Here is an 18,523-nt window from a genome sequence, read left to right as displayed (position 1 = left end):
CACCCGGGCGGGCGTTGTCGGTGGCTCGGGCTACGGTTTCCGCATGGCTGCCCGTACCAAGACCACCAAGGACCGCCCGTCCTACCGCTGCACCGAGTGCGGCTGGCAGACGGCCAAGTGGCTCGGCCGCTGCCCCGAGTGCCAGGCCTGGGGCACGATCGACGAGTACGGCACGCCCGCGGTCCGTACGACGGCACCCGGCCGCGTCACGACGTCCGCGGTGCCCATCGGCCAGGTCGACGGCCGGCAGGCCACCGCCCGCACGACCGGCGTGCCGGAGCTGGACCGGGTGCTCGGCGGCGGTCTCGTCCCCGGCGCGGTCGTCCTGCTCGCCGGCGAGCCGGGCGTCGGCAAGTCCACCCTGCTGCTGGACGTGGCCGCCAAGTCGGCGAGCGCGGAGCACAAGACCCTCTACGTGACCGGCGAGGAGTCCGCGAGCCAGGTACGGCTGCGCGCCGACCGCATCGGCGCCCTCGACGACCACCTCTATCTGGCCGCCGAGACCGACCTGGCTGCCATCCTCGGCCACTTGGACGAGGTGAAGCCCTCCCTTCTGATCCTCGACTCGGTGCAGACGGTGGCCTCCCCGGAGATCGACGGCGCGCCGGGCGGCATGGCCCAGGTCCGCGAGGTGGCCGGGGCCCTGATCCGCGCCTCCAAGGAGCGCGGGATGTCCACGCTGCTGGTGGGCCACGTCACCAAGGACGGCGCGATCGCCGGCCCCCGGCTGCTGGAGCACCTGGTGGACGTGGTGCTGCACTTCGAGGGCGACCGGCACGCGCGTCTGCGCCTGGTGCGCGGCGTGAAGAACCGCTACGGCGCCACGGACGAGGTCGGCTGCTTCGAACTGCACGATGAGGGCATTACGGGCCTTGCCGACCCGAGCGGACTTTTCCTGACCCGTCGTGACGAACCGGTTCCCGGCACCTGCCTGACGGTCACCCTGGAGGGCCGCCGCCCCTTGGTGGCCGAGGTCCAGGCGCTGACCGTGGACTCCCAGATCCCCTCCCCGCGCCGCACCACCTCGGGCCTGGAGACCTCCCGCGTGTCGATGATGCTCGCGGTGCTGGAGCAGCGCGGCCGGATCAGCGCGCTCGGCAAGCGGGACATCTACTCCGCGACCGTCGGTGGCGTGAAGCTCTCCGAGCCGGCCGCCGACCTCGCCGTCGCGCTCGCGCTCGCCTCGGCCGCGAGCGACGTCCCGCTGCCGAAGAACCTGGTCGCGATCGGCGAGGTGGGTCTGGCGGGCGAGGTCAGACGGGTCACGGGCGTGCAGCGCAGGCTCTCCGAGGCGCACCGGCTCGGCTTCACGCACGCGCTCGTGCCGGGCGATCCGGGCAAGATCCCGCCCGGCATGAAGGTCCTGGAAGTGGCCGACATAGGGGATGCGCTGAGGGTGCTGCCGCGCTCCCGTCGCCGAGAGGCCCCACGGGAGGCGGAGGACCGCCGGTAGACTTTGCCCAGGTCTCGCCCGTCCGTACGAACCGAGTGCGCACGGCGGCGGCGCCCCAGAACCCGCGACCGGAGGAGTGCAGTGGCAGCCAACGACCGGGCAGCAGCTCCCGGAAAGTCCGGTGGGAGTGCCGGTACCGATGGCCTGATGCGCGCCTCGCTGAGCGCCGTGGCTCCGGGTACGGCCCTGCGTGACGGCCTGGAGCGGGTCCTGCGGGGCAACACCGGCGGGCTCATCGTGCTCGGCTCCGACAAGACGGTCGAGGCGATGTGCACGGGCGGTTTCGTCCTGGATGTCGAGTTCACCGCCACGCGTCTGCGGGAGCTGTGCAAGCTGGACGGCGGCATCGTGGTGTCGTCGGACCTGTCGAAGATCCTGCGGGCCGGTGTGCAGCTGGTGCCGGACCCGACGATCCCGACGGAGGAGACGGGTACGCGTCACCGCACGGCGGACCGGGTCTCCAAGCAGGTCGGCTTCCCGGTGGTGTCGGTCTCCCAGTCGATGCGGCTGATCGCCCTGTACGTCGACGGGCAGCGCCGCGTCCTGGAGGACTCGGCGGCGATCCTGTCCCGCGCGAACCAGGCGCTGGCGACGCTGGAGCGGTACAAGCTCCGCCTGGACGAGGTCGCGGGCACGCTGTCGGCGCTGGAGATCGAGGACCTGGTGACGGTCCGGGACGTGTCGGCGGTCGCGCAGCGGCTGGAGATGGTCCGGCGTATCGCCACCGAAATCGCCGAATACGTGGTCGAACTGGGCACGGACGGTCGCCTTCTGACTCTCCAGCTGGAGGAGTTGATCGCGGGCGTGGAGCCGGACCGCGAGCTGGTCGTCCGGGACTACGTCCCCGAGCCCACGGCGAAGCGCTCCCGCACGGTGGAGGAGGCGCTGTCCGAGCTGGACGCGCTCACCCACGCGGAACTGCTGGAGCTGGGGACGGTGGCGCGGGCGCTGGGCTACACGGGCTCCCCCGAGACCCTCGACTCGGCGGTGTCCCCGCGGGGCTTCCGGCTGCTGGCCAAGGTTCCGCGTCTTCCGGGCGCGATCATCGACCGGCTGGTGGAGCACTTCGGCGGCCTGCAGAAGCTGCTCGCCGCGAGCGTGGACGACCTGCAGACCGTGGACGGCGTGGGAGAGGCCCGGGCGAGGAGCGTACGGGAAGGCCTGTCACGCCTGGCCGAGTCCTCCATTCTGGAGCGGTACGTCTGACGTTCCGGAGCGGCTACGTCCGGGTTCGGGCCGCGCGCCCCAACTCCCGGGCGGCTTCCCCCAGTTGATCCAAATGACCTTGCATGACGTGATCGCGCCAAGGTAGCGTGACACCGACCATGATGTTCGATTTGGATTCGAACTATGTAGGGGGAACTCCATGAAGAAGCGCCTCATAGGCATGTGCGCCGCGGCAGTCCTCGCCCCGGTGCTGGCCCTTGCGGGCACGGGGGAGGCATTCGCCGCCGGCAACCCCGTGACCTGGAAGAACTACGGCAACGGCAACTACCTGGCGTACTCCAACTCCCGGGTCCGCACGATCAACGCCGACCCCAGCCAGAGCGCGAGCCTGAAGTGGGACGAGTACAAGCAGTCCGACGGCACCTACGTCCTGAAGCACCACATGACCGGGAAGTGCCTCGACAGCAACAGCAGCGGTGACGTGTACGTCGGCGACTGCAACGGTGGCAACTACCAGAAGTGGCACGAGATCCAGGGCCTGACCGGCTGGACGCTGAAGGACAAGGCCACCGGGCGCGTCCTCGACGTGGGGTTCGACGGGCAGGTTCACACCGCGAGTGACAGTGACGTCCCGGCCAAGCGCTGGAGCTGATCCGCGGTTCATCGCACGTCGACACCCTCGGCCTCGTTGAGGTCGGGGGTGTTCCCTTTGCCGACCGCCCCGGACGACCGTCTCAGTCGTCCGACAGCACGAAGGACGCCCGCACCTTCCCGAATCCGGGTGTCTTGGCCTCCAACAGGTACGTGCCCGTCTTCGCCGAACCCGCGGAGGGCGTCGCGCACTGTGCCGCACTCGGCTTCCGGTCCCACTTCACGGTGTACGTGATGCTCTGCCCCGCCGGCACCCGGAACACCAGGCTCCCCGCGCCCTGGGGGCAGTCGGCCGACGACCAGAACGTGTCGTCCCCGTCGGCCGGCGTGACGGTCAACACCGCGTTCTTCGGCCCGAGATCGACCTTGCAGTCGGTGGACGAACCGTTCTTCGCGGTGAGTTCGAAGGTCGGCGTCTGGTCCGGCGAGTAGGAGTTGTGCCGGCTGCGCAGGGTCAGCGTGACCGCGCCGGCGGTGCAGTCGGGCAGCGAGGAGGACGCCGGCAGCGCATCGCCCGTACCGACCTCGCCGCCGGATCCCGAGCCCGACGAGCCGTCGGACCCCGAGGAGCCGGTGCCGCCCTTGCCGTCCGAACCCGAGCCGTCCCCCGCCCCGGAACCGCTCCCGTCGGAGTCGCCGCCGCTCGACTCGTCGCGACCGCCCGGGTGTTGACTGATCGCGGGTCCCGAGGAGGAGGGCCCGGGCGTGATCGTGGACACGGGATTCTTGCCGTTGGAGCCGTCGGCGTTCTTCTTGCCTCCCCCGTCGCCGGACGTGACGATCCAGGCGATCAGCAGCGCCGACAGGGCGGCCACCGACAGCATGACGACCCTCCGTCGCCAATAGATGGAGGAGGGAAGCGGCCCGACCGGATTGCGCAGAGATCCCACGGCGCAAACTGTACGAGAAACCGGCGCGCTTGCTCTCGTCACCCGCCGCCCGGGCGCCAACTTTTCCGGATCATCATCCCGGCAACTGCCCTCGGGAACACCGCCCTTCACCGATCGCTACGCTGCGTGTCCGCGTTGTCACCGACCATGCCCGCCCGATGCGTGGCAGGATCGGAAGGCCATGACTGAGAAGCTCCACGCTCCCGTGATCGCCTGGTTCGACACCCACGCCCGCGACCTCCCCTGGCGCCGCCCGGAGGCGGGCCCATGGGGGGTGATGGTCAGCGAGTTCATGCTCCAGCAGACCCCGGTGAACCGGGTGCTGCCCGTCTACGAGCAGTGGCTGTCCCGCTGGCCGCGCCCCGCCGACCTCGCCGCGGACCCCCCGGGCGAGGCGGTGCGCGCCTGGGGCCGGCTCGGCTACCCGCGCCGCGCCCTGCGCCTGCACGGCGCCGCCCTCGCCATAACGGAACGGCACGGCGGGGACGTACCGACGGATCACGCGCAGCTGCTGGCGCTGCCCGGCATCGGCGAGTACACGGCGGCCGCGGTGGCGTCCTTCGCGTACGGGCAGCGGCACGCGGTGCTGGACACCAACGTCCGCCGGGTCTTCGCGCGGGCGGTGACGGGGGTGCGGTACCCGCCGAACGCCACCACGGCCGCGGAGCGGCACCTGGCCCGCGAGCTGCTCCCCGAGGACGAGCGGACCGCCGCCCGCTGGGCCGCCGCCTCCATGGAGCTGGGCGCGCTGGTGTGCACGGCGAAGAACGAGGGCTGTCACCGCTGCCCGATCGCCGCGCGGTGCGCCTGGCGGCTCGCGGGCAAGCCGGAGCACGAGGGTCCGCCGCGCCGCGGGCAGACGTACGCGGGCACGGACCGCCAGGTGCGGGGCAAGCTGCTCGCCGTGCTGCGCGAGGCACACACCCCGGTGCCGCAGGCGGCGTTGGACCGGGTGTGGCACGAGCCGGTGCAGCGCGCCCGCGCGCTCGACGGGCTGGTGACCGACGGTCTGGTGGAGCCGCTGCCGGGCGGTCTCTACCGGCTGCCGCTGACCTGACACACAGCCAAGTCACAGCGCAGGGCCCTTCGTTACGGCCGATCACGCCAGGCAAACCGCACCATAAATGGACATAAGGGTCAACTCCTTTACCCCGCTCCCGCTTCCGTTACACAACCGACGGACAGCCGATTGCTAGCCGAAGGCTGCTTCGGACAGCCCCGTGACAACCACTCCGTAGTTTTTTCTCGTGCCCGGCGGACCACGGGCGAGCGGAACGGCGGGACTTCGGGCGCGAGCCGGAGTACACGGGGAACGGAGGCGGTTGATCATGGCGCAGGGCGAGGTGCTCGAATTCGAGGAGTACGTCCGCACCCGGCAGGACGCGTTGCTGCGCAGCGCCCGCCGGCTGGTTCCCGACCCGGTCGACGCGCAGGACCTGCTGCAGACCGCGCTGGTACGGACGTACGGCCGCTGGGAGGGCATCGCGGACAAGCGGCTCGCGGACGCCTACCTGCGCCGGGTGATGATCAACACCCGTACCGAGTGGTGGCGGGCCCGCAAGCTGGAGGAGGTCCCGACCGAGCAGCTGCCGGACGCGTCCGTGGACGACTCCACCGAGCAGCACGCCGACCGGGCGCTCCTCATGGACATCATGAAGGTGCTCGCCCCGAAGCAGCGCAGCGTCGTGGTGCTGCGACACTGGGAGCAGATGTCCACGGAGGAGACGGCCGCGGCCCTCGGCATGTCGGCCGGTACGGTCAAGAGCACGCTGCACCGGGCGCTCGCCCGGCTCCGCGAGGAGCTGGAGGCCCGCGATCTGGACGCACGCGCGCTGGAGCGTGAGGAGCGGGAGCGTTGCGCGGCCTGACCGGGGCCGGGCCCAGCGGGGCCCGAGGGAATTCTCTGGCGGTGATCTCGGCTGTGGCCGCGGTCGCCGCCCTCGCCCTTTTCGTCGCCGCGTGCGGCACCGGGGGCACCGGCACCCGGGACGAGGGCCCCGCGCACGCGTCGGCCGTCGCGGGAGGGGCCGCCTCTCCCAGCCCGAGCCCGACCACCGTCTATCGGCAGGTGGACGCGGTGGAGCTGGTCAAGAAGGACCCGGCGGTCTCCGCGACGGTGAAGCGGGAGCTGAAGCCGTGCGACGGCGACGACTACCCTGTCGAAGCCACCTACGGCCATCTGACCGGCGGATCCGTCGACGACATCCTGGTCAACGTGTCGGCCTGCAGTGACTGGGTGGGCATCGGCACGTACGTGTACCGGGACGTCGGGGGCACGTACAAGAATGTGTTCAAGGAGGAGGACTCGCCGGTCGTCGCGGAGATAGACGACACCGATCTGACCGTGACGAAGCAGGTGTACGACTCGGACGACCAGATGTCGAACCCGTCCAGGGAGACCGTGATCACATACAGGTGGCAGGCGGGCCGGTTCACCGAGCGGAGCCGGCACGACAACTACTACAGCAGAAGCGGCGGCGACGCCGCGTCCGCGTCGGACAGCTGAACCCCCCACGCACGCACACCACGAGGACTGAGAGCACCGGGATGGCAGACCAGACCCACGTCCTGTTCGTCGAGGACGACGATGTCATCCGCGAGGCCACCCAGCTCGCCCTGGAGCGCGACGGCTTCGCGGTCACCGCCATGCCCGACGGCCTGTCGGGCCTGGAGGCGTTCCGGGCGAACCGCCCCGACATCGCTCTGCTGGACGTCATGGTCCCCGGTCTGGACGGCGTCAGCCTGTGCCGTCGTATCCGGGACGAGTCGACCGTGCCGGTGATCATGCTCTCGGCGCGCGCCGACTCCATCGACGTCGTCCTCGGCCTGGAGGCGGGCGCCGACGACTATGTGACCAAGCCCTTCGACGGCGCCGTGCTGGTCGCGCGGATCCGGGCGGTGCTGCGCCGCTTCGGGCACGCGGGCGGCAGCGATCGGACCGAGGCGGCCGAGGACACGGTGACCGGTGGCGTACTCACCTTCGGGGACCTGGACATCGACACCGAGGGCATGGAGGTGCGCCGGGCCGGGCAGCCCGTCGCGCTCACCCCGACCGAGATGCGGCTGCTGCTGGAGTTCTCCTCGGCGCCGGGGACGGTGCTCTCCCGCGACAAGCTCCTCGAGCGGGTGTGGGACTACGGCTGGGGCGGTGACACCCGGGTCGTCGACGTCCATGTGCAGCGGCTGCGCACGAAGATCGGCCAGGACCGGATCGAGACGGTCCGCGGCTTCGGCTACAAGTTGAAGGCCTGAGCGGGGCGGACATGCGGGGGATCATTCGACACCCGGTGGGGTGGGCGGAGCGTGCCGGTCTGCGGACCGGGCTCAGATGGAAGCTCAGCGCGGCGATCGCCCTGGTCGCCGGGCTTGTGGCCATAGTGCTCAGCCTGGTCGTGCACAACGCCGCCCGGGTCTCGATGCTGGACAACGCGCGCGACCTGGCCGACGAGCGTATGCAGATTGCCCAGGGCAACTACAATCGGTTCGGCCGGCCGAACTTCCCCAACGTCAAGATCGACGACCCCGAGCTGCCGCGCGCGCTGCGCGAGAAGGTCGAGGAGAGCCGCCGGGCCACCTATGTGTCGGACAACCCGGCGGGGATCCCGGACATCTGGGCGGCCGTGCCGGTCAAGGACGGGCATGTGCTGTCCCTGCACGGCCACTTCCCGGACCGCTCCACGGATGTGCTGAAGGACCTCGACCAGGCGCTGATCATCGGCTCCATCGCGGTCGTGCTCGGCGGCAGCGCGCTCGGTGTCCTCATCGGCGGGCAGTTGTCACGGCGGCTGCGCAAGGCCGCCGCCGCCGCGGGCCAGCTCGCCAACGGCGAGACGGAGGTACGCGTGCGGGAGGCCATCGGCGGGGTCGTACGGGACGAGACCGACGATCTCGCGCGTGCGGTGGACGCCATGGCGGACGCGCTGCGGCAGCGCCTGGAGGCCGAGCGCCGGGTCACCGCCGACATCGCGCACGAGCTGCGCACCCCGGTGACGGGCCTGCTGACCGCGGCCGAACTGCTGCCGCCTGGCCGGCCGACCGAGCTGGTCCTGGACCGGGCGAAGGCGATGCGCACCCTGGTCGAGGACGTGCTGGAGGTGGCCCGTCTCGACGGCGCCTCCGAGCGGGCCGAGCTGCAGGACATCATGCTGGGCGAGTTCGTGGCCCGGCGCGTGGCCGCCAAGGACCCGGACATCGCCGTGCGGGTGGTGCACGAGTCGGAGGTCACCACGGACCCGCGCCGTCTGGAGCGGGTGCTGTTCAACCTGCTCGCCAACGCCGCCCGGCACGGCAGGCCGCCGATCGAGGTCAGTGTCGAGGGCCGGGTCATCCGCGTGCGCGACCACGGCCCCGGCTTCCCCGAGGCACTGCTCGCCGACGGCCCGAGCCGGTTCCGCACCGGCAGCATGGACCGCGCGGGGCAGGGCCACGGCCTGGGCCTGACCATCGCGGCCGGCCAGGCCCGGGTGCTGGGCGCCCGCCTGACCTTCCGCAACGTGCGCCCGATCGGCGCTCCCGAGCACATCCCGGCGGAGGGCGCGGTGGCCGTCCTCTGGCTTCCGGAGCACGCCCCCACCAGCACGGGCAGCTATCCCATGCTGCCGCTGTCCGGCGGCTCTAGCTGAGCAGGGAGTCGGCGAGCCGCTCGGCCGTGGCCGCGTCCAGGGGGGCGTGGCCGAGCAGGAAGCGGTACCAGAAGAAGCCGTAGAACTGGTCGACCAGGAGGTCGACGTCCCGGTCGCCGGGGAGTTCGCCGCGGCCCCGGCCGCGTTCGAGGATCTCACGTACGGCGGCCCGGCGGGACTCGGTGAACGTCCGCATCAGCTCCGCCAGATGGGGATCGCGGCCCGCTTCCCGGAGGAGGGTGCGCAGGGCCGGGGCGGCGGGCCGCCGCTGCGAGGCCTCGAAGGTGGCAGCCGCCAGCGCGCACAGATCCCCGCGCAGGGTGCCGGTGTCCGGCGCGGGTACGTCCTGAGCCGACCGGTCGGTGAGCGCGTCCAGCAGCACGGCGCCCTTCGAGGGCCACCAGCGGTACAGCGTCTGCTTCCCGACCCCGGCCGCCCGCGCGATGGTGTCCACGCTCACCGGGGCGCCGTCGGCGTCGGCGTCGGCGAGCAGCTCCAGAGCGGCGTCGAGGATCGCCCGGCGGGCCGCCTCGTTGCGGCGCCGGCCGGTGTGCGGTCGGGGTGCCGCGCCTGCGGTGCCGGGTTCTTTGGTGTCCACGGGCTCATCCTCTCCGACTCCCGGGCCCTCCGGCTCGGTCGCCCCTTGACGAGACTACCAGTCTCGGTAACACTTTAACGAGACCGACGTTCTCGACAAAGGGTCGGAACCCGGTGACGCATCAGGAGAGAAGCCACTCATGAGCACTCCGAACACCAGCCCCCTCGCCGGACAGCGCGTCGTCGTCATGGGCGGCAGCTCCGGGATCGGCGAGGCGACAGCCGCCTCCTTCGCGGCCGACGGCGCGGAGGTGGTCATCACCGGCCGTGGCCAGGACCGGCTCGACGCGGCCGCGGCGCGGATCGAGGGCAAGGTGTCGACGTACCGCCTGGACGCGGCCGACCGGTCCGCCCTGGACGCCTTCTTCGCCCAGTCAGGACCCGTGGACCACCTCGTCCTCGCACTCAGCGGCGCCAAGGGCGGCGGGGCCTTCGCCGAACTGGACCTGACGGAGCTGGCGGCCGGCTTCGACGGCAAGTTCTGGCCGCACGTCCATGCCCTTCAGGCGGCCCTGCCCGCCCTGCGCCAGGGCAGCTCGGTCACCTTGGTGACCGCCGCCTCCGCCCGCGCGGCCCTCCCCGGCACCGCCGGCCTCGCCGCGATCAACGGCGCTCTGGAGGCGATGGTGCCGCCGCTCGCGGTGGAACTGGCGCCGCTGCGGATCAACGCGGTCTCCCCGGGCGTCGTCGACACGCCCTGGTGGGACGCCGTACCGGCCGAGCAGCGGGGCGCCCTCTTCGACGGCTTCGCCGCCATCACCCCCGTGGGCCGCGTCGGCCGCCCCGAGGACATCGCCCGCGCCGTGCACATGCTCGCCGTCAACGGCTTCGTGACCGGCGTGGTCCTGGAGGCGACGGGCGGCGCCACCCTGGCGACCGGCCGCTGAGGCTCAGGCCCAGTCCTTCGAGAAGTCCAGCTCCTCGCTGCGCTCGGTCAGTGAGTACCAGTTGCCGTTGTCGTCCCGGAAGATCGCCTCGATGCCGTACGGCCGCTCCTGCGGCTCCTGGAGGAACTCCACGCCCCGTGCCCTGAAGGTCTCGTAGTCCCCCCGGCAGTCGTCGGTGCGGAACGCCCCGGCCCCCAGCACCCCCTTGGCCACCAGCTTCTTCAGCGCCTCGGCGGACTCGGGGTCGAGGCCGGGGCCGTCCAGGCTCATCAGTGCCAGCTCCACCCCGGGCTGGTCCTTGGCTCCGACGGTGACCCAGCGCATGTCGCCCATGGCGACCTCGCTGCACACCTCGAAGTCCAGCTTCTCCGTGAAGAAGGCCTTGGTCCGCTGCTGGTCGAAGGTCCATACGGTGGTGATGCCCAGGCCCTTGATCATGGCTCCGCTCTCCCATCGGGGTGCCGCTGTTCCTGCTCGTCACCGTAGGCAGGGCCGGTCCCGGAGCGCTTCTCCAAAGTTGCGACCTTGAAGCCGCCGGCCCAGAGCATGGCGTAGCAGCCGGGTATGAGGGAGGCGCCCCGGCCCACGTGCTTCGTGCGGTACTCGCTCGGGGTGAGTCCGGTGCGGGCCTTGAAGCGGGTGGAGAAGGTGCCGAGGCTGCTGAAGCCGACGAGCAGGCAGATCTCGGTCACCGTCAGGTCGGCACCGCGCAGCATCTCCTCGGCCCGCTCGATGCGCCGGTGGGTCAGATACTGACCGGGTGTCTCGCCGTACGCGTCCTTGAAGGCGCGCAGGAAGTGATACCGCGAGTATCCGGCGTGCGCGGCCACCACGTCCAGGTCGAGCCCGGGGTCGGCCCAGTCCCGGTCCATGGCGTCCTTGGCCAGGCGCAGACGGCGCATCTTGTCCATGGGGCCGATGGTGGCACGGGGGACTGACAACGCTTTGAAGAGCCCACCAGGGCCGCAACCATCATGTGAGGAACCACGACCGCGATCGGCCAGGTCCGCGAGAGCGGCGCCGGTTCGGGCGCAAAAAGGCGAAGGCCCCCGGGGCGGACACCGACCGGGGGCCTTCGGCTCTGGATGCGCTTCGGCTCAGACCGCTTCGATCACCTGCGCCGGAGCCGCGTCCTCGGTGTCCGTGGAGGACTTCTGCGGCCCGCCCTTGAGCGGCACCTCCTTCACGAACAGCGCCGCGATCAGCACCGGCACCGCGATGGCCGCGCCCAGCAGGAACGCCGAGTGCGTACCGGCGGACACCGCGTGCTGGTACGCCTCCCGCACCATCGGAGGCAGCTTCGCCAGGCTCTTCGCGTCCAGCGCCGCGGACTTCTCGGTCATGTGCTTGCCCGCCGCGCCGGCCCGCTCGGCCATGACGTGCTGGACCTTGTGGTTGAACAGCGCGCCCATGATGGCGACACCGAAGGAGGAGCCGAGCGTGCGGAACAGGGTGCTGGACGAGGAGGCCACGCCCATGTCCTTCATCTGCACGCTGTTCTGCGCGACCAGCATCGTGATCTGCATCAGGCAGCCCATGCCCGCGCCGAGCACGGCCATGTAGATGCCGGACGTCAGCCGGGTCGTCTCCGTGTCCATCAGCGACAGCAGGTACAGCCCGACGATCATCAGCGCACCGCCGACGATCGGGAAGACCTTGTAGCGGCCGGTGTTGGTGGTGACCCGGCCCGCGACCATCGAGGTCACCAGCATCGCGCCGAGCATCGGCAGGAGCAGCAGGCCGGAGTTGGTCGCGGAGGCACCCTGCACCGACTGCTGGTACAGCGGCAGGTAGAGCGTGGCACCGAACATCACGAAGCCGGTGATGAAGCCGATGACCGACATCAGGGTGAAGTTGCGGCTGAGGAACATGTGCAGCGGCACCACCGGCTCGGCGGCCCTGGTCTGCCACAGCACGAACCCGATCAGCGTGGCGACACCGATGCCGATCAGCTCCATGATCCGCGCGGAGGTCCAGGCGTACTCGGTACCGCCCCAGGTGGTGACCAGCACGATCGAGGTGATGCCGACGGTCAGCAGCGCGACGCCCAGGTAGTCGATGCGCGCCTTGGCCCGCTTCTTGGGCAGGTGCAGCACGGCGCTGACCAGCGCCAGGGCCACGACGCCCAGCGGCAGGTTGATGTAGAAGGACCAGCGCCAGCCCCAGTTGTCGGTGATGGTGCCGCCGACCAGCGGACCGCCGATCATCGCCAGCGCCATGACGCCGGCCATCATGCCGGTGTACTTGCCGCGCTCCCGCGGCGGGATCAGGTCGCCGATGATCGCCATGACGCCGACCATCAGACCGCCGGCGCCCAGACCCTGCACGGCCCGGAAGCCGATCAGCTGTCCCATGTCCTGCGCCATGCCGCTCAGCGCGGAGCCGATCAGGAAGAGGACGATCGAGCTGAGGAAGGCGCCCTTGCGCCCGTACATGTCGCCGACCTTGCCCCAGATCGGGGTGGAGGCCGCGGTCGCCAGCGTGTAGCCGGTCACTACCCAGGAGAGGTGTTCCAGGCCGCCCAGTTCACCCACGATCGTCGGCATCGCCGTACCCACGATCATGTTGTCCAGCATCGCGAGCATCATCGCGATCATGAGCGCGAGCAGGACCACCCGCACGCTCTTGGGCTGTTTCTCCGGCTGGTCCGATATCTCGTGGCCCACGGGGGCCGCCTTCGTGTCCGCCATCTCTCCTACTCCCCCTGACGACTGGCGCTTACTTGCCGCCCGGCTAGTTATCACTACACTGGGAAGGTAGACCTGTCACTAGCCGGGCGTCAAGTAAGTTTCCGCGGGAGCGCGAGGAGTACCAGGATGGGCGTCACCATGGACGGCACCAAACAGCAGCGCCGCGGCAACACCCGCCAGCGCATCCAGGACGTGGCACTCGAACTCTTCGCCGAGCAGGGCTACGAGAAGACCTCTTTGCGCGAGATCGCCGAACATCTCGACGTCACGAAGGCGGCCCTGTACTACCACTTCAAGACGAAGGAAGAGATCATCGTCAGCCTCTTCGAGGACCTGACGAAGCCGATCGAGGAACTGATCGAGTGGGGCAGGAAGCAGCCGCACACCCTGGAGACCAAGCACGAGATCGTACGGCGCTACAGCCGGGCCCTGGTCGGTGCGGAACCGCTGTTCCGTTTCATGCAGGAGAACCAGGCGACGGTACGGGAACTGCGCATCGGCGACACGTTCAAGGACCGCATGCGCGACCTCAGGGACATCTTCATCGACCCCGAGGCGCCGCTCGTCGAACAGGTCCGCTGCGTCAGCGCCGTGTTCACGCTGCACGCCGGGATGTTCCTGATGCAGGACCTGGAGAGCGACTTCGAGAAGAGGCGCGCGGCCGTTCTCGAGGTCGCTCTGGACCTCATCACGCGGGCGCACGAGGGCGCCCGCGGGGGAGCCTGACTCAGACGGTCACGCCGTGGGACCGCAGGAAGGTGACCGGGTCGACGGCGGAACCGTAGTTCGGGGTCGTACGGATCTCGAAGTGCAGGTGCGGGCCGGTGGAGTTGCCGGTGCTGCCCGAAAGGGCGATGTGCTGACCGGTCTTGACGACCTGGCCGGCCTTGACGTCGATCCGGGACAGGTGCGCGTACTGCGAGTAGTTGCCGTTGCCGTGCTTGATGACGACGGCGTTGCCGTACGCGGGGCCGTCACCGGCGCCGTTCGGGCCGACCTTGACGACGGTTCCGCCGTGCGCGGCGACGACCTCGGTGCCGGTCGGCACGGCGAAGTCCTGACCGCTGTGCTTGGCGACCCAGTGGCTGCCGGCCTGCATGAAGCTGGCCGAGAGCGTGTACTTCTTCACCGGGTCGACCCAGGAGGCGGCGGACGGCGCGGCGGCGCTCGCGACCCCGGCACCCAGCACGGCCGTGGCGCCCACTCCGGCGGCCAGGACGGTCACGCGGGTACGGAGCGAGGACGTGCGGGAGGAACGGGACGTGACGCGCTTGAACATCGAGACCTCGTGGATTCGGGGACAGAACCGCCCTTCCGGCGCACATTCGCTCGCCGGACGGCCCGTCATTGGTAACCCGACGCCCCATTCGCCCTCAATGCCCCCTGTCTACGGCACCCAGTAGTAGGTGAGCACAGAACAATCCACTTCTTGACAGAGGGCCCACACCCCGGGAATCGACCGGCCGACGTCGTCATTTCACGCAGAGTTCCGGCATAAAAATCCCCTTTTGCCTGGATAAGATGCCCCACTATCCGAGCTAGTAACGGACAAAACGCCTGTGCGTCATATCACCGGCATACCGTCGGCTCCCTAAACCGACAGCCTGAGAAATGTGATGCACACCTCTAGGCACCTACCGTTCAGTAACCTTACGGTTCCCCTCACGCCACCCGGGCCACGGATCATGCCCCTGACATCCCCCGCACATTTCCCGTTCAGGCCGTGCACCGTACGGACGTGAGAGGACCCCCACCGATGACCAGACGCCCCTGGGCGCGCCGGACAGCCGTCACCGCCGTCTCCGTGGCCGCGCTCGCCGCGCTCGCCACCCCGGCCGAAGCGGCGACGACGACCACCAGCAGCAGCACCGCCAAGGTCGACTACGCGACCTGGCAGAAGGACTGCCAGACGGTGATGGACCAGGCCCTGCCGTACCTGAAGGAGCGCATCGCCGACGCCGGGCCCGGCGAGAAGCAGGCGATCGTCTTCGACATCGACAACACCACGCTGGAGACCGACTTCGGCTTCAGCTACCCGCAGCCGGCCAACAAGCCCGTCCTGGACGTCGCCCGGTACGCCCAGGAGCACGGCGTCTCCCTCTTCTTCGTCACCGCTCGCCCGGGCATCATCTACTGGCCCACCGAGTACAACCTCGAGCACGACGGCTACGACGTCTCCGGCCTCTACGTCCGCGGTCTCTTCGACCTCTTCAAGGACGTCGCCGCCTACAAGACCGCCCAGCGCGTCGACATCGAGAACCACGGCTACAAGATCATCGCGAACATCGGCAACAGCGCCACCGACCTGTCGGGGGGCCACGCCGAGAAGACGTTCAAACTCCCGGACTACAACGGGCAGTTGTCCTGACGCGAAGCTGAATCTCCTCCGGTTAGGCTCCATCCCTGTCTCTGCCGTTGTGCGACCACGGGGGGTGGCGGATGGAGCCGACCGTACTGGGCGGCAAGCTGGCGTCCGGTCTGATCGGGCCGCTGGTGAAGAAGCTGTTCGTGGCGGACGGGCCCGGCGCCGGGCTGGTGGACAAGCCCGTGCGTCTGTCGGCGCTCGTGTCCTTCCGGGGCGAGAAACGCACCCTGACCGAGAAGGACGTCCACCGGCTGGCCGAGCGGCTGGTCGCGCAGGCGGTGGAATCACCGGGCGAGGCGCCGTTTCCCGCGGCGGAGCAGCCCGCCGTCGCCGAGGCCCTGGCCAGGCGGCTGCTCGCCCTCGGCGACCTGGAGATGGACGACGTCCAGGCCGTCCGCCTCGGCCACCGTGAGCTGGCCAAGAAGCTGCACTATGGCGCCACCACCCCCGAGGGCCTGTCCCCGGACGCCCACCACTTCCTCGACTCGGCCACCGAGTGGGCCTGCCTGCAGGTCCTGGAGTTCTTCACCCGCCGCTCCACCTTTGTGGCCCGTACCCTCGTCGAACAGAGCCGGGCGCACGCGGAACTCATCGCCAAGGTGGACGAGCTGATCGCCCGCATCCCACGTCCCGACGCCCGCGACACCGCCTTCGAGCGCCGCTATCTGCCGTACGTCGCGAAGAAACACAGCAAGCTCACGATCTACGGCATCGACCTGAGCAACTCCCCCGGCCAATGGCCGCTGAGCGCCGCATATCTGAGCCTGGAAGTGACCGGACGCGGCGGCGAACCCCTCCCGGGGCTGCCCTCCGCCGCGCCCCTGCCCACGCCTGCCGACCAGACGCTCGCCGGCCACGACCGCGTCCTGCTCCGGGGAGTCGCGGGGTCGGGGAAGACGACGCTGATCCAGTGGCTCGCCGTGTCGGCCGCGACGGATCCCACCGACCGCATGGCCCACCTCGCCGGCCGGATGCCGTTCGTCCTTCCCTTGCGCACCCTCACCCGGCACGGCGAACCCCTTCCGGCACCCGCCGGTTTCCTCCGGGCCGTCGGCTGCCCGCTCGCCGGAGCCCAGCCGGAGGGCTGGGAGGACAGGGTCCTGACCGGCGGACGCGCACTCGTCCTGGTGGACGGCCTCGACGAGGTACCCGAAGCCGAGCGGGAGCGCACCCGCCGCTGGCTGAGCGACCTCGTGGAGACCTTCCCCGGCAACCGCTGGCTGGTCACCTCCCGTCCCAGCGCCGTACGCGACGACTGGCTCGCGGACGAGGACTTCACCGAACTGCGGCTGTCCTCGATGAGCCCGGCGGACGTGGCGGCGTTCATCGGCCGCTGGCACCGGGCGGCCGTCACCGGTAACCCCGACGCGGACGCGCTGCTCGCCTCGTACGAGAGCCAGCTCCTCCATGCCGTCCGCACCAAGGGCGATCTGGGCCGCCTGGCCACCAATCCACTGATGTGCGGCCTGATCTGCGCCCTGCACCGCGACCGGCGCGGCTATCTGCCGCACGGTCGCAAGGAGTTGTACGAGTCCGCCCTTTCCATGCTGCTGGTCCGCCGTGACCGTGAGCGCGACATGGCCGGCCCGGAGCTGAGTGAGGAGCCCCAACTCCAGTTGCTCCAGCGGCTCGCCTACTGGCTCATCCGCAACGGCCGTACGGAGATGGACCGCAGCCGCGCCGAGCGCATCGTCGGGGAGATCCTGCCGGCCGTGCCGGCCGCATCGGCCCTCGGTGACACCACGGACGTGCTGGAGCACTTCCTGATCCGCACCGGTCTGCTCCTCTCTCCCGGTCCCGACACCCTCCACTTCGTCCACCGCACCTTCCAGGACTTCCTGGGTGCCCGTGCGGCCGTGGAGGCCGGCGACCTCGGCCTCCTCGCCGAGCACGCCACCGACGACCAGTGGGCGGACGTGATCCGTATGGCCGTTGCCCAGGCCCGGCCCCGCGAACGCGCCGAACTGCTGGACCTGCTGATGGCCGTCCCCGCCAAGCGGGCCCATCTGCTGGCCATGGCGTGCCTGGAACACGCGACACAGCTGGATCCCGCGGTACGCCGCCGGGTCGAGGAGCTGGCATCGGCCCTGCTGCCGCCCGGGACGGCGGAAGAAGCGAGGGAACTCGCCGAGGCGGGCCCTCTGGTGCTGGAGTTGCTGCCCGGCCCGGACGGCCTGACCGACGACCAGGCCGAGGCGGTGACGGCGACGGCCGCGCTGGTGGGGACGGACGGCTCCCTGCCGGTGCTGGCGCGCTTCTCAGGGCATTCCGAGTGGCGGGTGCGGAACACCCTGGCACGAGCGTGGGAGCGCTACGACCTGGCCGCGTACGCGGACGAGATCTTGGCCCATGTCGACTCCGCGGACTTCTTCATCTGCATCACCACGCCCGAGACGCTGCGTGAGCTGCCGCGTATCGGACACCGGGCCCGCATGCTGATCCAGGGACCTCACGACCTCCGGACCATGCTGGAGGCGCTGCCCGCGGGCGTGCAAAGACTCGCCTTGGCCGACAACCCCCTGGTCGAAGACCTGCGTCCGCTGACGGCCTTGACCGCGCTTGACATGCTGAACTTGGCGAACTGCCCGGGCACAGGGGATCTGACGCCGCTGACGGAACTGGCGCTGAGCGAGTTGTACCTGACCGGCCTGGGCGGGGTGGCCGGGCTCGACCGCCTCGACACCCTCAGCCACCTGCAAGTGATGACCAGCCTGTCCGGGGGGCTGGCCGACCTTCCCCGAAGCGCGCCCCTCACCTCGCTCGGACTGGGTGAGCAAGCCGTCCTGAACAGCGGCCTGCGGGGGCTGGGTCAGTGGGCCACGCTGGAACACCTGACCCTCAGGGGAGAGGGTTCCTTCCTCGGCCGCGCGGACTGGCACGAAGTCGCCGCGCTTCCCTCGCTCACCGGCCTCAGCATCGACACGGCCGTCGTGCCCTCCTCCACAGGTGCCCCCGAGCTGACGGGCATCGAGCTGATCCAGGTGACCAGGGTTCAGCAGGGCGACGACCTCTCGGCCCTCGCCGGCCTGTGCCCGCGGGCCCGCACCGTGAAGCTGTACCAGGACTCGACCGCGGTGTCCTTGCACGAGGCCGATTACGCCCCCCTGTTCCCCCATGCCCAGGTCACCGTGGCGCAGTCCCGCCCGTACGCGCTCTGACGCCGCCCACGGCAAAGGGGCCGGTGCCCGAAAGCACCGGCCC

General features: G+C 70.3%; 18 protein-coding genes. 12 read left to right on the top strand and 6 right to left on the bottom strand.

The features are described 5' to 3' along the window. Window positions 1-43: 43 nt before the first annotated feature. The 3 genes from radA to AVL59_RS03010 all read left to right on the top strand — a co-directional run bounded on the left by radA (window position 44) and on the right by AVL59_RS03010 (window position 3,272). A complete protein-coding gene (gene radA, locus AVL59_RS03020; protein ID WP_067299657.1) occupies window positions 44-1,453 on the top strand; it encodes a DNA repair protein RadA in 1,410 nt (469 codons plus the stop codon). A gap of 81 nt (window positions 1,454-1,534) precedes the next feature. Then, window positions 1,535-2,659, top strand: coding sequence for a DNA integrity scanning diadenylate cyclase DisA (gene disA / locus AVL59_RS03015; RefSeq protein ID WP_067299656.1), 1,125 nt, complete (start codon window positions 1,535-1,537; stop codon window positions 2,657-2,659). Window positions 2,660-2,819: 160 nt separating this feature from the next. Then, on the top strand, window positions 2,820-3,272 hold the full coding sequence (locus AVL59_RS03010; RefSeq protein WP_067299655.1) for an RICIN domain-containing protein: 453 nt from the start codon (window positions 2,820-2,822) through the stop codon (window positions 3,270-3,272). 82 nt (window positions 3,273-3,354) lie between these two features. On the opposite strand, the gene AVL59_RS03005 is transcribed toward AVL59_RS03010, so the two are convergent. Further along, window positions 3,355-4,161, bottom strand: coding sequence for a hypothetical protein (locus tag AVL59_RS03005; protein ID WP_208870302.1), 807 nt, complete (start codon window positions 4,159-4,161; stop codon window positions 3,355-3,357). 181 nt (window positions 4,162-4,342) lie between these two features. Here AVL59_RS03005 and AVL59_RS03000 point away from each other — a divergent pair, with 181 nt between their 5' ends. From AVL59_RS03000 to cseC, 5 genes are all read left to right on the top strand, one after another. Continuing rightward, window positions 4,343-5,218 carry an HhH-GPD family protein gene (locus AVL59_RS03000; RefSeq protein ID WP_067299654.1) on the top strand — a complete coding sequence of 292 codons (876 nt, stop codon included), beginning with the start codon at window positions 4,343-4,345 and terminating at the stop codon, window positions 5,216-5,218. 271 nt (window positions 5,219-5,489) lie between these two features. Beyond that, window positions 5,490-6,029 (top strand): SigE family RNA polymerase sigma factor, encoded by a 540-nt coding sequence (locus AVL59_RS02995; protein ID WP_067006350.1) that lies wholly within the window; start codon window positions 5,490-5,492, stop codon window positions 6,027-6,029. A gap of 41 nt (window positions 6,030-6,070) precedes the next feature. Next, window positions 6,071-6,667: a hypothetical protein gene (locus tag AVL59_RS02990; protein WP_067299653.1), complete on the top strand. Its 597-nt coding sequence runs from the start codon at window positions 6,071-6,073 to the stop codon at window positions 6,665-6,667. 41 nt (window positions 6,668-6,708) lie between these two features. Further along, window positions 6,709-7,413, top strand: a complete 705-nt coding sequence (gene cseB, locus AVL59_RS02985; protein ID WP_067299652.1) for a two-component system response regulator CseB — start codon at window positions 6,709-6,711, stop codon at window positions 7,411-7,413. Window positions 7,414-7,424: 11 nt separating this feature from the next. Next, complete coding sequence (cseC, locus tag AVL59_RS02980) at window positions 7,425-8,783, top strand: two-component system sensor histidine kinase CseC (protein ID WP_067299651.1); 1,359 nt, start codon at window positions 7,425-7,427, stop codon at window positions 8,781-8,783. On the opposite strand, the gene AVL59_RS02975 is transcribed toward cseC, so the two are convergent. Further along, the gene (locus AVL59_RS02975) at window positions 8,776-9,381 is read right to left on the bottom strand and encodes a TetR/AcrR family transcriptional regulator (RefSeq protein ID WP_067299650.1); all 606 of its coding nucleotides are present in this window, start codon (window positions 9,379-9,381) and stop codon (window positions 8,776-8,778) included. The two genes, cseC and AVL59_RS02975, sit on opposite strands and share 8 nt — an antisense overlap. A gap of 139 nt (window positions 9,382-9,520) precedes the next feature. Between AVL59_RS02975 and AVL59_RS02970 the strand changes: the two genes are divergently transcribed. Then, window positions 9,521-10,267: an SDR family oxidoreductase gene (locus tag AVL59_RS02970; RefSeq protein ID WP_067299649.1), complete on the top strand. Its 747-nt coding sequence runs from the start codon at window positions 9,521-9,523 to the stop codon at window positions 10,265-10,267. Between the two features lie 3 nt (window positions 10,268-10,270). Here AVL59_RS02970 and AVL59_RS02965 read toward each other — a convergent pair whose 3' ends face one another. From AVL59_RS02965 to AVL59_RS02955, 3 genes are all read right to left on the bottom strand, one after another. Beyond that, the gene (locus tag AVL59_RS02965; protein WP_067299648.1) at window positions 10,271-10,705 is read right to left on the bottom strand and encodes a VOC family protein; all 435 of its coding nucleotides are present in this window, start codon (window positions 10,703-10,705) and stop codon (window positions 10,271-10,273) included. After that, complete coding sequence (locus AVL59_RS02960) at window positions 10,702-11,169, bottom strand: helix-turn-helix transcriptional regulator (RefSeq protein WP_067316829.1); 468 nt, start codon at window positions 11,167-11,169, stop codon at window positions 10,702-10,704. The genes AVL59_RS02965 and AVL59_RS02960 overlap by 4 nt, the downstream gene beginning before the upstream one ends. Before the next feature lie 195 nt (window positions 11,170-11,364). Continuing rightward, window positions 11,365-12,957 carry an MDR family MFS transporter gene (locus AVL59_RS02955; protein WP_079146502.1) on the bottom strand — a complete coding sequence of 531 codons (1,593 nt, stop codon included), beginning with the start codon at window positions 12,955-12,957 and terminating at the stop codon, window positions 11,365-11,367. Between the two features lie 126 nt (window positions 12,958-13,083). Here AVL59_RS02955 and AVL59_RS02950 point away from each other — a divergent pair, with 126 nt between their 5' ends. Further along, the gene (locus tag AVL59_RS02950) at window positions 13,084-13,683 is read left to right on the top strand and encodes a TetR/AcrR family transcriptional regulator (RefSeq protein ID WP_067299647.1); all 600 of its coding nucleotides are present in this window, start codon (window positions 13,084-13,086) and stop codon (window positions 13,681-13,683) included. Window position 13,684: 1 nt separating this feature from the next. Here AVL59_RS02950 and AVL59_RS02945 read toward each other — a convergent pair whose 3' ends face one another. Further along, complete coding sequence (locus tag AVL59_RS02945) at window positions 13,685-14,236, bottom strand: M23 family metallopeptidase (RefSeq protein ID WP_067299646.1); 552 nt, start codon at window positions 14,234-14,236, stop codon at window positions 13,685-13,687. A gap of 477 nt (window positions 14,237-14,713) precedes the next feature. Between AVL59_RS02945 and AVL59_RS02940 the strand changes: the two genes are divergently transcribed. Then, on the top strand, window positions 14,714-15,325 hold the full coding sequence (locus AVL59_RS02940; RefSeq protein WP_067299645.1) for an HAD family acid phosphatase: 612 nt from the start codon (window positions 14,714-14,716) through the stop codon (window positions 15,323-15,325). A 71-nt stretch (window positions 15,326-15,396) separates the two neighbouring features. Beyond that, the gene (locus tag AVL59_RS02935) at window positions 15,397-18,480 is read left to right on the top strand and encodes an NACHT domain-containing protein (RefSeq protein WP_067299644.1); all 3,084 of its coding nucleotides are present in this window, start codon (window positions 15,397-15,399) and stop codon (window positions 18,478-18,480) included. The last annotated feature ends 43 nt before the right edge of the window (window positions 18,481-18,523 follow it).

This window comes from Streptomyces griseochromogenes, from assembly GCF_001542625.1.
GTDB lineage: Bacteria > Actinomycetota > Actinomycetes > Streptomycetales > Streptomycetaceae > Streptomyces > Streptomyces griseochromogenes.
Note: the sequence above shows the minus strand (reverse complement) of the source record. Positions and strands in the feature narration are given on the sequence as shown.

What these genes read in the sequence shown, in the direction of transcription:
- AVL59_RS03000 (WP_067299654.1), top strand. Translation starts at nt 4,343, where the DNA reads ATGACTGAGAAGCTCCACGCTCCCGTGATCGCCTGGTTCGACACCCAC.
- AVL59_RS02935 (WP_067299644.1), top strand. Translation starts at nt 15,397, where the DNA reads ATGGAGCCGACCGTACTGGGCGGCAAGCTGGCGTCCGGTCTGATCGGG.
- AVL59_RS02950 (WP_067299647.1), top strand. Translation starts at nt 13,084, where the DNA reads ATGGGCGTCACCATGGACGGCACCAAACAGCAGCGCCGCGGCAACACC.
- cseB (WP_067299652.1), top strand. Translation starts at nt 6,709, where the DNA reads ATGGCAGACCAGACCCACGTCCTGTTCGTCGAGGACGACGATGTCATC.
- AVL59_RS02955 (WP_079146502.1), bottom strand. Translation starts at nt 12,957, where the DNA reads ATGGCGGACACGAAGGCGGCCCCCGTGGGCCACGAGATATCGGACCAG.
- AVL59_RS02960 (WP_067316829.1), bottom strand. Translation starts at nt 11,169, where the DNA reads ATGCGCCGTCTGCGCCTGGCCAAGGACGCCATGGACCGGGACTGGGCC.
- cseC (WP_067299651.1), top strand. Translation starts at nt 7,425, where the DNA reads ATGCGGGGGATCATTCGACACCCGGTGGGGTGGGCGGAGCGTGCCGGT.
- AVL59_RS02965 (WP_067299648.1), bottom strand. Translation starts at nt 10,705, where the DNA reads ATGATCAAGGGCCTGGGCATCACCACCGTATGGACCTTCGACCAGCAG.
- AVL59_RS03010 (WP_067299655.1), top strand. Translation starts at nt 2,820, where the DNA reads ATGAAGAAGCGCCTCATAGGCATGTGCGCCGCGGCAGTCCTCGCCCCG.
- AVL59_RS02995 (WP_067006350.1), top strand. Translation starts at nt 5,490, where the DNA reads ATGGCGCAGGGCGAGGTGCTCGAATTCGAGGAGTACGTCCGCACCCGG.
- AVL59_RS02940 (WP_067299645.1), top strand. Translation starts at nt 14,714, where the DNA reads ATGACCAGACGCCCCTGGGCGCGCCGGACAGCCGTCACCGCCGTCTCC.
- AVL59_RS02970 (WP_067299649.1), top strand. Translation starts at nt 9,521, where the DNA reads ATGAGCACTCCGAACACCAGCCCCCTCGCCGGACAGCGCGTCGTCGTC.
- radA (WP_067299657.1), top strand. Translation starts at nt 44, where the DNA reads ATGGCTGCCCGTACCAAGACCACCAAGGACCGCCCGTCCTACCGCTGC.
- AVL59_RS02945 (WP_067299646.1), bottom strand. Translation starts at nt 14,236, where the DNA reads ATGTTCAAGCGCGTCACGTCCCGTTCCTCCCGCACGTCCTCGCTCCGT.